This window comes from Streptomyces sp. NBC_00659, assembly GCF_036226925.1.
Taxonomy (GTDB): Bacteria; Actinomycetota; Actinomycetes; order Streptomycetales; family Streptomycetaceae; genus Streptomyces.
Genome location: NZ_CP109031.1, coordinates 5,287,155 through 5,301,488, shown reverse-complemented (window position 1 = coordinate 5,301,488; position 14,334 = coordinate 5,287,155). Strand labels below are relative to the sequence as shown.

Below are 14,334 nucleotides of genomic sequence, written 5' to 3'. Positions count from 1 at the left end.
CCACACCAAATGGTGTAGGGGCTTCCGCTCTCTGACGTGGGCCCGGTCCCGTTGGAGGCCACCGGAATCGCGGAAATTTCGGAGGACTGCGGCTCGGAAGCCGCCGGATCCCACCGGAGGGCAGGAACCGGGCGGATCCGGCCGGTGGCTCAGCCTTCGGAGGCCGCCGTCTTCTTCGCGGCGGTCTTCTTCGCGGGCGCCTTCTTGGCAGCCGCCGTGGAAGCCGTCGTCTTCTTGGCGGCGGTCTTCTTGGCCGGCGCCTTCTTGGCCGGTGCCTTCTTGGCGGGCGCCTTCTTCGCGGTCTTCTTGGCCGGGCCCTTGGCACGCTTCTCGGCGAGCAGCTCGTAGCCGCGCTCCGGCGTGATCTCCTCGACGCTGTCGTCGGAGCGCAGGGTCGCGTTGGTCTCGCCGTCGGTGACGTACGGCCCGAAGCGGCCGTCCTTGACCACCACCGGCTTCTCGCTGACCGGGTCGGTGCCCAGCTCCTTCAGCGGCGGCTTGGCGGCCGCGCGGCCCCGCTGCTTGGGCTGGGAGTAGATCTCCAGCGCCTCTTCCAGCGTGATGGTGAAGAGCTGGTCCTCGGCGGTGAGCGACCGCGAGTCCGTGCCCTTCTTCAGGTACGGCCCGTAGCGCCCGTTCTGCGCGGTGATCTCGACGCCTTCGGCGTCCTTGCCGACGACACGCGGCAGGGACATCAGCTTGAGGGCGTCGTCCAGGGTCACCGTGTCGAGCGCCATCGACTTGAACAGCGACGCGGTACGCGGCTTGACGGCGTTCTTGCCCGTCTTCGGGGTGCCCTCGGGGAGCACCTCGGTGACGTACGGGCCGTAGCGGCCGTCCCTGGCGATGATCTGGTGACCGGACTGCGGGTCGGCGCCGAGCTCGAAGTCCCCGCTCGGCTTGGCGAGCAGTTCCTCGGCCAGGTCGACCGTCAGCTCGTCCGGGGCCAGATCCTCCGGCACGTCGGCGCGCTGGTGGTTCTCGGCGTCCTTCTCTCCGCGCTCGACGTACGGACCGTAGCGGCCGACGCGCAGCACGATGTCGTTGCCGACCGGGAACGAGGACACCTCGCGGGCGTCGATGGCGCCCAGGTCGGTGACGAGTTCCTTGAGACCGCCCAGGTGGTCGCCGTCGCCGTTGCCCGCGACGGCGGCACCGGCCGCGTCGCCCTCGCCGAAGTAGAAGCGCCTCAGCCACGGCACGGCCTGCGCCTCACCACGGGCGATGCGGTCGAGGTCGTCTTCCATCCTGGCGGTGAAGTCGTAGTCGACGAGCCGCCCGAAGTGCTTCTCCAGAAGGTTGACCACGGCGAACGACAGGAAGGAGGGCACCAGGGCCGTCCCCTTCTTGAAGACGTAGCCGCGGTCGAGGATCGTGCCGATGATCGACGCGTACGTCGACGGGCGGCCGATCTCGCGCTCTTCGAGCTCCTTGACCAGGGAGGCCTCGGTGTAGCGGGCCGGCGGCTTGGTGGCGTGGCCGTCGACCGTGATCTCCTCGACGGACAGCGGGTCGCCCTCGCCGACCTGCGGAAGGCGGCGCTCACGGTCGTCGAGCTCCGCGTTCGGGTCGTCCGCGCCCTCGACGTACGCCTTCAGGAAGCCGTGGAAGGTGATCGTCTTGCCGGACGCGCTGAACTCGGCGTCCCGGCCGTCGGCGGACGTACCCGCGATCTTCACGGTGACCGAGTTGCCGACCGCGTCCTTCATCTGAGAGGCGACGGTGCGCTTCCAGATCAGTTCGTACAGCCGGAACTGGTCGCCGGTCAGACCCGTCTCGGCGGGAGTGCGGAAACGATCACCCGAGGGGCGGATCGCCTCGTGCGCCTCCTGCGCGTTCTTGACCTTTCCGGCGTACGTACGCGGCTGCGCCGGCAGATAGTCGGCGCCGTACAGCTGGGTGACCTGGGCACGGGCGGCCGTGACGGCCGTCTCCGAGAGGGTCGTGGAGTCCGTACGCATATAGGTGATGAAGCCGTTCTCGTACAGCTTCTGCGCCACCTGCATGGTCGCCTTCGCGCCGAAGCCGAGCTTGCGCGAGGCCTCCTGCTGGAGCGTCGTCGTACGGAACGGCGCGTACGGCGAGCGGCGGTAGGGCTTGGACTCGACCGAGCGGACGGCGAAGTTCGTGTCCTGAAGGGCGGCGGCGAGCGCGCGGGCGTTCGTCTCGTCCAGGTGGAGCGTGTTCGCGCCCTTGATCTGGCCGAGCGAGTCGAAGTCGCGGCCCTGGGCGACACGCTTGCCGTCGACCGAGGTCAGACGGGCGACGAGGTTGGCCGGGTCGCTCGCGTCACCGGTGCGGCCGGTGCCGAAGGTGCCGGTCAGGTCCCAGTACTCGGCGGAACGGAAGGCGATGCGCTCGCGCTCCCGCTCGACGACGAGCCGGGTCGCCACGGACTGGACGCGGCCCGCCGACAGGCGCGGCATGACCTTCTTCCACAGGACCGGCGAGACCTCGTAGCCGTAGAGACGGTCGAGGATGCGGCGGGTCTCCTGCGCGTCGACCATGCGCTTGTTCAGCTCGCGCGGGTTGGCGACGGCGCTGCGGATCGCGTCCTTGGTGATCTCGTGGAAGACCATCCGGTGGACGGGAACCTTGGGCTTCAGGACCTCCAGGAGGTGCCACGCGATGGCCTCGCCCTCGCGGTCCTCATCGGTGGCGAGGAAGAGTTCGTCGGAGTCCTTCAGTAGGTCCTTGAGCTTCTTGACCTGGGCCTTCTTGTCGGCGTTGACCACATAGATGGGCTGGAAGTCGTTCTCGACGTCGACGCCGAGGCGGCGGACCTCGCCGGTGTACTTCTCGGGCACCTCCGCGGCGCCGTTGGGAAGGTCACGGATGTGCCCGACGCTCGCTTCGACGACATAGCCGGGGCCGAGGTAGCCCTTGATCGTCTTCGCCTTGGCAGGCGACTCGACGATGACGAGTCGGCGGCCGCCGTGTGCGGTGTCGCTGGTCGGGGACAACTTCGCTCTTCTCTCCGGTCGACGCGGAATCTCCCCGGGGCTTGGCTCCCGAGGGATCGGGTCATGCTGACGCTGCGGAGTGTGACGGTACATCCCGCCCCCGTGTCAAACGGGAAAAGCCCGCAACGGCCACTCGAACGGTAACCCGACTACCGCCATTCCTGCCGCCCGGAGTGTCGACCTGCCCTTCCGGGCCTATCCGGAGGGTAACTTTCCAGTTACCCGAGCCGGGGTCCTCACGCGCGGTCTCACACGCGCGTGAAGCACCACATTCCGAGCGCCAGCGCCCCGCTTCCGGCGACGCTCGCGAGGGTCGCCGATGCGACGCGGTTCACACCGTGGGCGACCGGCTCGCCCTGCCGCACCCGGACCACCGTCCAGGCCAGGATCCCACTTCCGAACAGGGCGAACACCATTCCCGCGAAGACCGCCGGCCCGCTTTCCATGGCTCTGCCCTTTCGCCCCGCGTCCTCAGGCTCGGGAGGCTGACACGCCCCGGCAGCCCACGTACGAACCCACGGTGAACACCGGGCAACCAGCACCCCATGGGGCGCCCACACCCTCACCCGACGTCGCGCGCCCCCTGCCGTCCCCGCGGTGCCGACACGCCCCCTGCGCTCCCGACTGTGGCGAATCCGTCCTTCCCGTCCCCCGCTACGCCCACGCCACAGCGCCTCGAAATGGACAGGGCAGAGCGGGGAACAGGAAAAGGCTGCATGAGCGGGGCGGGAAGGACAGCCACGGATGCTGCCGCAGGCGCAGGCACTGCAGGCACTGGTGCTGCCGCAGGCACTGGTGCTGGGGGCTGGGACTGAGGGCTGAGGGCTGAGGGCTGAGCGGAAGCATCCGCCGTCCATCGGATGTTGGCCGGTTTCGCCTCCCGGAAGATCCCGATCGGGTGTCCGGCCGAGCGCGACCAGCGGCGGCACGAGCGGACGCCGGACCTCCCGGGCGGGCCCCGCACCTCCTGCCACCCCCGCAGGAGGTAACCGGAAGCCGGAGGACCGGACGGGAGAGACCTGAGGACCGGACTGGAGGACCGGGGGACCGGACCGGAGGACCGGACGGGCCGGAAGACCGGACCGGAGCGACCGGAGGGCCGGAGAAGGCGTGTCAGCACCCCGGCGCGCCCGCTCCGCCCGCCCCGGCATCACCAGCTACCCGACCGGCTCCAGGAATCCCTGCTCGACCAGCAGGCGGATCTGTGCGGGTGTCCGGTCTCGCAGCAACACCGGATCCTCGCCGACCAGTTGGGCGATGGCGTCGAGGATCCGCCCCGCGCTCAGCGTGCCGTCGCACACACCGGCGAAGCCCGCGCCGACCGTGTCCACCTTGGTGGCCCTGCGCATTCCCCGGTGTTGACGCAGCACCACGTGCTCCGGGTCCTCGGCGCCGGGCAGTCCGACCTGCTCCTGCACGACCTCCGCCACCAGTCTGAAGTGACCGGCGAGCAGACCCGCGTCGTCGTGCCGTCTCAGATAGTCGACCCGCTCGAAGTGCTCACGTACGGCATCGCCGAGCGGCTGCTCGACGGAGTGCGGCCACTCCTCGACCGTGATCGAGGGCTCGGCCGCCGCCGTCCTGCGCAGGGTGATCCATCCGAAGCCGACAGCCTTCACCTTGCGGGCCTCGAACTCGTCGAGCCACGCGTCGTACCGCGCCTGATAGTCGGCCGGGTCGGCCCGGTGGTCGCCCGAGTCGCGCAGCCACAGCTCCGCGTACTGCGTGACGTCCTGCACCTCGCGCTGCACGATCCACGCGTCGCAGCCACGCGGCACCCAGGAACGCAGCCGGTCCTGCCAGTCCTCGCCCTCCACGTGCTGCCAGTTGGCCAGGAACTGGGCGTACCCCCCTTCGTTCAGCCGGTCCCCCGCCTCCTGAACGAGCGTGCGGCACAGATCGTCCCCGCCCATCCCGCCGTCGCGGTACGTCAGCCGGACGCCCGGCGAGATCACGAAGGGCGGGTTCGAGACGATCAGGTCGTACGTCTCGTCGGCTCGGACCGGCTCGAAGAGGGAGCCCTGGCGCAGGTCGGCGGCCGGGGATCCGGAGAGCGCGAGAGTGAGCGCGGTGATGTGGAGGGCACGGGGGTTCAGATCGGTCGCCGTCACGCGTGTGGCGTGCTGCGCGACGTGCAGGGCCTGGATTCCGGAGCCGGTGCCGAGATCGAGCGCGGAGTCGACGGGTGTGCGCACGGTGATGCCGGCGAGGGTCGTGGAGGCGCCTCCCACTCCGAGGACGACACCTTCCTCCCGGCTGCCGATGCCGCCCGCGCCGCCGACGGCACATCCGAGGTCGGACACGATGAACCAGTCCTCGCCACCGGGTCCGCCGTAAGGCCGGATGTCGACGCTCGCCGCGACCTCGTCCCCGCCTGTCCGGATCAGCCAGCCGCATTCCAGGGCGTCCTCGACGGGCAGCACGTCCGCCACACGCGCGTACGGCACGGGCTGCTGCAGCAGGAACAGCCGAACGAGCGTCTCCAGCGGTGTGTCTCCGCGGGTCGCCCGGAGGGCGGGCACGGTCTCACTGCGTGCCAGGGCCGCGTACGCGGGGGCGCCGAGCAGGTCGAGGAGACCGTCCGCGGTGAAGGAGGCGCCGAGAAGCGCGCTCCGCAGCCGGGCGGTGATGTCGGCACGATCGGACGAGGGCAACGGTGACAGGCTGGTGTGACTCACGCCTCCCATTGTGTCCGCTATCGCCTACGGGCACCCACACCTGTGGACAGAGCCTCCCTGTGGGCCGAGCTTCCCCTGTGGACAGCGAGCGCGGCACAGGCAGCACAGGCCGAGAGCCCGGCGCGCCTGCGTACCGGGCTCTCCTTCGATCCTGCGGACGGCCTCAGCCGTTGGCGGCCCCCGGCGACCCGGACGCCGACTTGCAGCTCTCCTGCTGCGCCATCGCCTTGCCCACGTCACCCTCCTCCAGCTTCTTCAGGGCGTCGCTCCCGCTCTGGCTCAGTTGGCCGAGCTGGGTCGCGATGCCCTTGAGACCCTCGGCGAACTTGGCCTGGTCCTTGGTGTCGAGCTTGGCGACCTGCGTCTTCAGGCTGGCGTACGACTTGGAGATGTCGTTGAGCTCCTTGACCGCGTTGGCCTGCTTCGTCTTGCCGCCCTCGACGTCCGGCGGTCCCGCGTTGGAGATGGCGGTGCCGATCGCCTTGTAGGCATCGGACATGTCCTGGAAAGCCTGTGCGTCGGTCTTCTGGACGGCCTCCGGCGTGCTGTTGTCCGAGGTCTGCTGCTGGATCGCGGCGTTCGCCTCCTCGATCTTCTGCGCCTGCGGTTTCACCGCGTCACAGACCTGCTTCGCCCAGGAGTTCAGCTTGTCGTTGCCGCTGTCCTCGCTGCTGCCGCCGCATCCCGACAGCGCGAGCACCAGTACCGCACCGCCGGACAGTGCGGCCGCGAGCTTCTTGTTCACCGGTTTGGTCCCTTCCATGGCCCTCGGCCCCGGAACATACACGCCATGTGGGCGACATCCATATGGCGAATGTCCACTATGAAAGCTTTTGAAGCCGTTTGCACCAAGCGAGAGAAGGCTCACGACAGCGGCGTGAACACACACAGGGCGGGTGTACGGCACGTCAACACGCGCCGTACACCCGCCCGTTGGTTCACTCCCCGACCCGGCACTCATTTCCGTGCCGCATCAGGCGTGGAACCTGTGAGCTACGAAACCACCGCCGGATCGGCCGACTTGGCGACCCCTTCGTCGTTGTCCTCCTCGTCGCCCATGACGATCCCGCGCCGCTTGGAGATGTACACGGCACTCACGATCACGATGAGCGCGAGGACGGCGATGAACACCCGTACGCCGACGCTCTTGTCGTCGCCGTACGAGAACTTGACGATCGCCGGAGCGATCAGCAGCGACACCAGGTTCATGACCTTCAACAGGGGGTTGATCGCGGGGCCCGCCGTGTCCTTGAAGGGGTCACCGATCGTGTCGCCGATCACCGTAGCGGCGTGGGCCTCGCTGCCCTTGCCGCCGTGATGGCCGTCCTCGACGAGCTTCTTCGCGTTGTCCCACGCGCCACCGGAGTTGGCGAGGAAGACCGCCATCAGCGTGCCGGTGCCGATCGCACCCGCGAGGAACGAACCGAGCGCGCCGACGCCGAGCGTGAACCCGATCGCGATCGGCGTGAGCACCGCGAGCAGACCCGGTGTGGCGAGTTCGCGCAGCGCGTCCTTGGTGCAGATGTCGACGACGCGTCCGTACTCGGGTTTCTCGGAGTAGTCCATGATCCCGGGATGCTCGCGGAACTGCCGCCGTACCTCGTAGACCACCGCCCCGGCGGAACGCGACACCGCGTTGATCGCCAGCCCCGAGAAGAGGAAGACGACCGCGGCGCCCGCGATGAGACCCACCAGGTTGTTGGGCTGTGAGATGTCCATCATCAGGTTCAGCGGCGCGCCGGGGCCCGAGACCTTCTCACCCACATCGCTCGCGGCCGTGGTGATCGCGTCACGGTACGAGCCGAAGAGGGCCGAGGCCGCGAGAACGGCGGTGGCGATGGCGATGCCCTTGGTGATGGCCTTGGTGGTGTTGCCGACAGCGTCCAGGTCGGTGAGTACCTGCGCGCCCGCGCCCTCGACGTCACCGGACATCTCGGCGATGCCCTGCGCGTTGTCGGAGACGGGGCCGAAGGTGTCCATCGCGACGATGACACCGACCGTGGTGAGCAGGCCCGTTCCGGCGAGCGCCACCGCGAACAACGCCAGCAAGATCGACGTACCGCCCAGCAGGAACGCCCCGTACACGCCGAGGCCGATCAACAGGGCGGTGTAGACGGCCGATTCGAGACCGATGGAGATGCCGGCGAGGACGACGGTGGCCGCGCCGGTGAGTGAACTCTTGCCGATGTCCCGGACGGGACGGCGAGTGGTCTCGGTGAAGTAGCCGGTCAACTGCTGGATGAGCGCGGCCAGCACGATGCCGATCGCGACGGCGATCACCGCGAGGACCCGCGGATCACCGCCCTTGGCCTTGATCGCCGCGTCCGTGACCCCGTCCAGTTCGGCGTAGGTCCCCGGAAGGTAGATGTAGACGGCGAGGGCTACCAGTACGAGCGAGATCACCGCGGAAATGAAGAACCCACGGTTGATCGCCGACATACCGCTGCGGTCGGACCGCCGGGGCGCCACCGCGAAGATGCCGATCATCGCGGTGAGTACGCCGATGGCGGGGACGATCAGCGGGAACGCGAGCCCAGCATCGCCGAACGCCACCTTGCCGAGGATCAGCGCGGCGACGAGCGTGACGGCGTACGACTCGAAGAGGTCCGCGGCCATACCGGCGCAGTCGCCCACGTTGTCGCCCACGTTGTCGGCGATGGTCGCGGCGTTGCGCGGGTCGTCCTCCGGGATGCCCTGCTCGACCTTGCCGACCAGGTCCGCCCCGACGTCGGCGGCCTTGGTGAAGATGCCGCCGCCGACACGCATGAACATGGCGATCAGTGCCGCGCCGAGACCGAAGCCCTCCAGGACCTTCGGCGCGTCGGCCGCGTACACGAGCACCACACAGGAGGCGCCCAGCAGACCGAGCCCCACCGTGAACATGCCGACTACGCCACCGGTGCGGAAAGCGATCTTCATGGCTTTGTGCGAGACGGCGGTGAGATCCTTTTCGGGCTCACCCTCCGCCGGGGTCGCTTCCCGTGCGGCCGCGGCCACGCGGACATTGCTCCGTACGGCGAGCCACATACCGATATAGCCGGTGGTCGCCGAGAACGCCGCGCCGATCAGGAAGAAGATCGACCGTCCGGCGCGCTGATTCCAATCGTCCGCGGGAAGCAGCATGAGCAGGAAGAACACCACGACGGCGAATACGCCGAGCGTGCGCATCTGACGCCCCAGGTAGGCATTCGCGCCTTCCTGGATCGCCGTCGCGATCTTCTTCATGCTGTCGGTGCCCTCGCCGGCCGCGAGAACCTGGCGCACCAGGATCCCGGCGACCACGAGCGCTGCCACGGCGACGACCGCGATGACCGTCACGATGAGACGGTTGCCGTCCGTCAGAACCGCGGCTGCGAAGGTTGTGGGGTGGTCAAACTGCTGAGGGGTAGAAAGCCCCGCCATTCGTCCTCCTTGACGCTTGGGCTGAGCTCAAGATGTGGACGGATTCTAGGTACCGGAACCTGATCAAAACAGTCCGCGGTAAGCGGAATTAATCTTCACTTGCTCTTCAGCAAATGATCGACAGGCGCCTACGGACCCAAATGCAGTAATGCCCCAGAAGCGTTGACGCTTGATCCAATTATCGCGCGAATGATCGTGAATCAATTCACGAAACGCCGTACGCGATCACCGAAGTAAATGATCACCATATGGGCGAGCGAGCGCTGCCGGACATACCCCGGACCTGCTCCGGACATGCCGAAGGGCCCCACCGAGTAGGGCCCTTCGCGAGAAATTAAAGAGGGACGGCTGTCAGGAAAGAGCCACGGCCGGCGGCGTGGTGGGCCAGCTCATCCTGATCAGTCCGCCGTGCTCTCCGGCGATGACTTCCACGTCGTCGACGAGGCCGCTGATGACCGCGAGGCCCATCTCGTCCTCCTCGATCTCCGCGTCCGAGGCGGCGCCGGATGCCCCTCCGGGCACCGAACCCGGCGCCTCGTCACCGACCTCGATGGAGAACTGCTTCTCCTCCTCGATCAGCGTCACCTGCACCGGCGCCGCGATTCCGCCGCTCTGATGCAGTCCGACGGCACGAGTACAGGCCTCGCCGACGGCGAGCCTGACCTCGTCGAGGACGGCCTCGTCCACTCCGGCCCTGCGCGCCACCGCTGCCGCCACCAGTCGGGCGGTCCTGACGTGCTCGGGCAGCGCGCTGAAGCGGAGTTCAACGGTGGCCATGCATCCCCCTCTGAACTACGGGCGTGCTGTCTGGGGGCCGGGCCGTGGGCCCGGTCCCCATGTGTGCGATGCCGGGCCCACGACCCGGGAGACCGGTCGTCAGTCGGTCGCGTTGACCGCCTCGTCCACCGAGGTGTGGATCGGGAACACCTTGGTGAGACCGGTAATACGGAAGATCTTCAGAATGCGCTCCTGGTTGCAGACCAGACGCAGCGAGCCCTCATGGGCCCGGACGCGCTTCAGGCCGCCCACCAGCACGCCGAGACCGGTGGAGTCGAGGAAGTCCACGCCCTCCATGTCGACGACGAGGTGGAAACTGCCGTCGTTCACCAGCTCGACCAGCTGCTCTCGCAGCTTGGGCGCGGTATATACATCGATTTCGCCGCCGACCTCGACGACCGTACGGTCGCCATTAGGGCCGGACACATTGCGAGTCGACAGGGACAGGTCCACGGATCCTCCAGCACCTTGCTATCGAGCGGTCGCCCCATGGGACACCTCGGCAGAGCCCCCGGGACGGTTCGCCAGCCGCGATGGCATTCAATCACTTACCGGCAGGCGTGCACGACGCCTTGGGCCCATTGTCCGTCACGCCAGTGACACACTCGATGCCGATGGCCAAGAATCACCGATCCGATCGATCCACGGCGGACACCGCTTCCCGCCCCTCGCCGAGCACCGTCCTGGACCGGCTCGCCTCGGGGCCGAGCCGGGCTTCGCGCATCACTCATACGGAGCACTTGCCCCCGCGAGAGGGTCGCCATGCCGTCTGGCCCGACCGGATCCGTCCGGAGGTCATCGCCGCGGTGCAGGCCGCGGGCATCGAACACCCCTGGGCCCACCAGGCACGCGTCGCCGAGCACGCCCTGGACGGCGAGTCGGTGATCGTCGCCACCGGCACCGCCTCCGGCAAGTCCCTGGCCTACCTCGCCCCGGTCCTGACGGCCCTCCTGGAGGGCTCCGAGGCCCCGAACGGCCGGGGCGCCACCGCCCTCTACCTGGCTCCCACCAAGGCGCTCGCGGCAGACCAGCGCCGCTCGGTGAAGGAACTTTCACAACCGCTGGGCAATGCCGTACGCCCAGCCGTGTACGACGGCGACACGCCCTTCGAGGAACGCGAATGGGTACGCCAGTACGCCAACTACGTCCTGACCAACCCCGACATGCTGCACCGCGGGATATTGCCCTCCCACCCCCGCTGGTCCTCCTTCCTGCGCGCCCTGCGGTACGTCGTCATCGACGAGTGCCACACCTACCGCGGCGTCTTCGGCTCCCACGTCGCCCAGGTACTGCGCCGTCTGCGCCGTATCTGTGCCCGCTACGGCGCCTCCCCCGTCTTCCTGCTGGCCTCCGCGACCGCCGCCGAACCCTCGGTCGCGGCGCGCCGCCTGACCGGCCTCCCCGTTGTCGAGGTCGCCGACGACGCCTCCCCTCGAGGGGAACTCGTGTTCGCCCTGTGGGAGCCCCCGCTCACCGAACTGCACGGCGAGAAAGGTGCACCCGTCCGGCGGACCGCCACCGCCGAAACGGCCGACCTGCTGACCGACCTCACCGTCCAGGGCATGCGCTCGATCTCCTTCGTACGGTCCCGGCGTGGCGCCGAGCTGATCGCGCTCATCGCCCAGGAACGCCTCGCCGAGATCGACCGCTCGCTGGCCCGGCGCGTCGCCGCCTATCGCGGCGGCTACCTCCCCGAGGAACGCCGTGCCCTGGAGGCCGCGCTGCACTCCGGAGAGCTCCTCGGCCTCGCCGCCACCTCCGCCCTCGAACTCGGCGTCGACATCTCCGGCCTCGACGCCGTCGTCATCTCCGGCTACCCCGGCACCCGCGCCTCCCTCTGGCAACAGGCCGGCCGCGCGGGCCGGTCCGGCGAAGGCGCGCTGGCGATCCTGGTCGCCCGCGACGACCCACTGGACACCTTCCTCGTCCATCACCCCGAGGCCCTCTTCGACCAACCGGTGGAATCCACGGTCCTCGACCCGGACAACCCCTACGTCCTGGCCCCGCACCTGTGTGCCGCCGCCTCCGAGATCCCTCTCACGGACGAGGACTTGGAACTCTTCGGCCCCGCCGCCGCCGGACTGCTGCCGCAGCTCGAGGCCGCCAAGCTGCTGCGCCGCCGGGCCACGGCCTGGCACTGGACGCGCCGGGAGCGGGCCGTCGACCTGACCGACATCCGCGGGGGTGGCGGCAGCCCGGTGCAGGTCGTCGAAGCCGGGACCGGCCGCCTGCTCGGCACGGTCGACGAGGGCGCCTCGCACACGGCGGTCCACGAGGGCGCGGTCCATCTGCACCAGGGCCGTACGTACCTGGTGCGCAAGCTGGACCTGGAGGACTCGGTCGCACTGGTCGAGGAGGCCAGCCCGCCGTATTCGACGGTCGCCCGCGACACGACCACCATCGCCGTCCTCGAGACCGATGTCGAAGTCCCCTGGGGTGACGGCCGGTTGTGCTACGGCTCCGTGGAAGTCACCAACCAGGTCGTCTCCTTCCTGCGCCGGCGTGTCATCACCGGCGAGGTGCTCGGCGAGACCAAACTCGACCTCCCTCCCCGTACGCTCCGTACCCGTGCCGTCTGGTGGACGGTCACCGAGGACCAGTTGGACGCGGCCCGGATCAACCCGGAGATCCTCGGCGGCACCCTGCACGCCGCCGAGCACGCCTCGATCGGCATGCTGCCGCTGTTCGCCACCTGCGACCGCTGGGACATCGGCGGCGTCTCCGTCCCGCTCCACCCGGACACGCTGCTGCCCACCGTCTTCGTGTACGACGGCCACCCGGGCGGCGCCGGATTCGCCGAGCGGGCCTTCCACACCGCCCGCTCCTGGCTCACGGCCACCCGCCAGGCCATCGCCTCGTGCGAGTGCGACGCCGGATGCCCCTCCTGCATCCAGTCCCCCAAATGCGGGAACGGCAACGATCCACTCCACAAGCGAGGCGCTGTACGCCTGCTCACGGAACTCCTGCGAGCGGCACCCGAGGAACCCGCTCCGAAGGAGCCCGGTCGGACGGACTCGGGTCAGGAGTCGGGTCCCGAGGAGTCGCGTCCGCGGTAGTCCGTTCGGGGAGTCACGGCGGCATGCGCGGGGGCGGAGGACCGGAAGAGTGAAAGTCGGAGGCGTCAGGGCCGAACGGGTGAACGTCCGACGCGTGACGGCCAGGGGCCGGGTTCGGCGGAGTGAGGGCGGGGCGCCCTGAGGGCAGTGAGGGCGGGGGTGGCCCTGAGGGTTCCGAGGGACCTTTGGGCCCCACAGTCTCCGCAGGCCTCGGAGAACCGTCAGAACCCGGAGATTCCGGTGGCCCCGCCCTCGATCTGACCTCGGCGGTGATCGGTCCGGTTCCGGACGAGGCCGTCACGTCCGAGATCTGGCCCTCGACCGCGCACCGCACGAGCCGCGCGCTCTGTGCTCGGGCCACCCGGTCCGCGCGGGCGCAGGCCGCCGTGCCGCCGTCGCTCCAGTGATCCGCCGCGGCGAGGGCCGCCAGGTCCGCGGCTCCCGCCGCTCGGTGCCGCACCACGACGGCCTGCCCCATCGACAGCACCGCCCCGAAGACGGCACACAGCACAGCGATCGCCCCCACCGTCCACACCGTCGCCGATCCTCTGTCGGGGGACGCACGCCACCGCCCACGACAGCCCCTCCCAACGGTTGACCACATCCATCGCCGGTTCCGCCGGCGCCTCCGGCTCCTCATCTCCCGTCCACCCCCACAGCCGTATCCCCCGCGTCCGTGTCCCCCACCGTCTCCTCCGCCAGCGCCACCGCCTCGTCCTTCAGTTCAAGGGACAGCGCGGCGGGACCGGGTGTCCTCGCGCCGACGGTGACCCGGACCAGATCGCCCTCCCGGCCCACCGTGACCTTCGCCCCGGGCGGGGCCGCGCGACGGGCCGTCGCCAGGACCGTTTCCGCCGGGTCCTGGCGCGCCGCCGACCGAGCGCCCGCCCTCGCCGCGTCCACGCACTGGATCTCCGCGGACGCGGCGAGCAGGGCCCAGACGAGCGCCATGCCGACGAGCACCAGAGAGGGCAGGACCACGGCGGCCTCCGCGGTGACGAATCCACCGTCCCGGCGCAGAGCCGAACCCGCCCTCGACCAGTCCCGTCGCACAGCCCAACCCGCCCTCGACCAGTCCCGTCGCACAGCCCAACCCGCCCTCAACCGGTCCTGACTCAAACGGCGTTCACATCTGGACATTGAGGGCCCGCCCCACGATGCCCTGCAGCTCCTCACCGACCTGCCCGCTCGTCACCACCTTGTAGAGGGCGGCCGCGAAGGCCACCGCCGCGATGACACCCACCGCGTACTCGGACGTGACCATCCCCGCGTCCCTCCGCGCCGCGATGGACGCGAGCATCCAGGCCCGCATCCGCGCACGCCGTTGCCGTTGCCGTTGTCCTTGCCCGTGTCCTCGCCCTCGCCCTCGCTCCAGCCCGAGAACTCGCCACGTCCTGCTCATTCCAACCTCCGTGAGATTCAGCCCTGTCGGGCACTTCGCCGGTTTGCCGTTCGCCC

11 protein-coding genes are annotated in these 14,334 nt (G+C 69.3%); 1 reads left to right on the top strand and 10 read right to left on the bottom strand.

What is annotated here, in order from left to right:
- Window positions 1–149: 149 nt before the first annotated feature.
- The 7 genes from topA to bldG all read right to left on the bottom strand — a co-directional run bounded on the left by topA (window position 150) and on the right by bldG (window position 10,273).
- On the bottom strand, window positions 150–2,963 hold the full coding sequence (gene topA, locus OG410_RS23090) for a type I DNA topoisomerase (RefSeq protein ID WP_329300947.1): 2,814 nt from the start codon (window positions 2,961–2,963) through the stop codon (window positions 150–152).
- A gap of 248 nt (window positions 2,964–3,211) precedes the next feature.
- A complete protein-coding gene (locus OG410_RS23085; protein ID WP_329300946.1) occupies window positions 3,212–3,409 on the bottom strand; it encodes a hypothetical protein in 198 nt (65 codons plus the stop codon).
- Between the two features lie 711 nt (window positions 3,410–4,120).
- Entirely contained in the window at window positions 4,121–5,650 is a 1,530-nt protein-coding gene (locus OG410_RS23080; protein WP_329300945.1) for a class I SAM-dependent methyltransferase, read from the bottom strand.
- A gap of 154 nt (window positions 5,651–5,804) precedes the next feature.
- Window positions 5,805–6,404 carry a small secreted protein gene (locus OG410_RS23075; protein ID WP_329300944.1) on the bottom strand — a complete coding sequence of 200 codons (600 nt, stop codon included), beginning with the start codon at window positions 6,402–6,404 and terminating at the stop codon, window positions 5,805–5,807.
- 230 nt (window positions 6,405–6,634) lie between these two features.
- Complete coding sequence (locus OG410_RS23070; protein WP_329300943.1) at window positions 6,635–9,043, bottom strand: sodium-translocating pyrophosphatase; 2,409 nt, start codon at window positions 9,041–9,043, stop codon at window positions 6,635–6,637.
- Between the two features lie 351 nt (window positions 9,044–9,394).
- Window positions 9,395–9,820 (bottom strand): ATP-binding protein, encoded by a 426-nt coding sequence (locus OG410_RS23065; protein WP_329300942.1) that lies wholly within the window; start codon window positions 9,818–9,820, stop codon window positions 9,395–9,397.
- Window positions 9,821–9,919: 99 nt separating this feature from the next.
- On the bottom strand, window positions 9,920–10,273 hold the full coding sequence (bldG, locus tag OG410_RS23060) for an anti-sigma factor antagonist BldG (RefSeq protein ID WP_037625427.1): 354 nt from the start codon (window positions 10,271–10,273) through the stop codon (window positions 9,920–9,922).
- Window positions 10,274–10,353: 80 nt separating this feature from the next.
- Here bldG and OG410_RS23055 point away from each other — a divergent pair, with 80 nt between their 5' ends.
- A complete protein-coding gene (locus OG410_RS23055; RefSeq protein ID WP_329300941.1) occupies window positions 10,354–12,876 on the top strand; it encodes a DEAD/DEAH box helicase in 2,523 nt (840 codons plus the stop codon).
- Window positions 12,877–12,889: 13 nt separating this feature from the next.
- Here the strand turns inward: OG410_RS23055 and OG410_RS42635 are convergent, their stop codons facing one another.
- The 3 genes from OG410_RS42635 to OG410_RS23040 form a co-directional block, all read right to left on the bottom strand.
- Window positions 12,890–13,480, bottom strand: coding sequence for an Rv3654c family TadE-like protein (locus OG410_RS42635; RefSeq protein ID WP_443063785.1), 591 nt, complete (start codon window positions 13,478–13,480; stop codon window positions 12,890–12,892).
- A gap of 32 nt (window positions 13,481–13,512) precedes the next feature.
- Complete coding sequence (locus tag OG410_RS23045) at window positions 13,513–13,929, bottom strand: TadE family type IV pilus minor pilin (RefSeq protein ID WP_443063784.1); 417 nt, start codon at window positions 13,927–13,929, stop codon at window positions 13,513–13,515.
- A 73-nt stretch (window positions 13,930–14,002) separates the two neighbouring features.
- Complete coding sequence (locus OG410_RS23040; RefSeq protein WP_151472557.1) at window positions 14,003–14,176, bottom strand: DUF4244 domain-containing protein; 174 nt, start codon at window positions 14,174–14,176, stop codon at window positions 14,003–14,005.
- Window positions 14,177–14,334 lie beyond the last annotated feature (158 nt).

What these genes read in the sequence shown, in the direction of transcription:
- OG410_RS23065 (WP_329300942.1), bottom strand. Translation starts at nt 9,820, where the DNA reads ATGGCCACCGTTGAACTCCGCTTCAGCGCGCTGCCCGAGCACGTCAGG.
- OG410_RS23055 (WP_329300941.1), top strand. Translation starts at nt 10,354, where the DNA reads ATGGCATTCAATCACTTACCGGCAGGCGTGCACGACGCCTTGGGCCCA.
- OG410_RS23070 (WP_329300943.1), bottom strand. Translation starts at nt 9,043, where the DNA reads ATGGCGGGGCTTTCTACCCCTCAGCAGTTTGACCACCCCACAACCTTC.
- OG410_RS42635 (WP_443063785.1), bottom strand. Translation starts at nt 13,480, where the DNA reads ATGTGGTCAACCGTTGGGAGGGGCTGTCGTGGGCGGTGGCGTGCGTCC.
- OG410_RS23040 (WP_151472557.1), bottom strand. Translation starts at nt 14,176, where the DNA reads ATGCTCGCGTCCATCGCGGCGCGGAGGGACGCGGGGATGGTCACGTCC.
- OG410_RS23085 (WP_329300946.1), bottom strand. Translation starts at nt 3,409, where the DNA reads ATGGAAAGCGGGCCGGCGGTCTTCGCGGGAATGGTGTTCGCCCTGTTC.
- OG410_RS23080 (WP_329300945.1), bottom strand. Translation starts at nt 5,650, where the DNA reads ATGGGAGGCGTGAGTCACACCAGCCTGTCACCGTTGCCCTCGTCCGAT.
- OG410_RS23075 (WP_329300944.1), bottom strand. Translation starts at nt 6,404, where the DNA reads ATGGAAGGGACCAAACCGGTGAACAAGAAGCTCGCGGCCGCACTGTCC.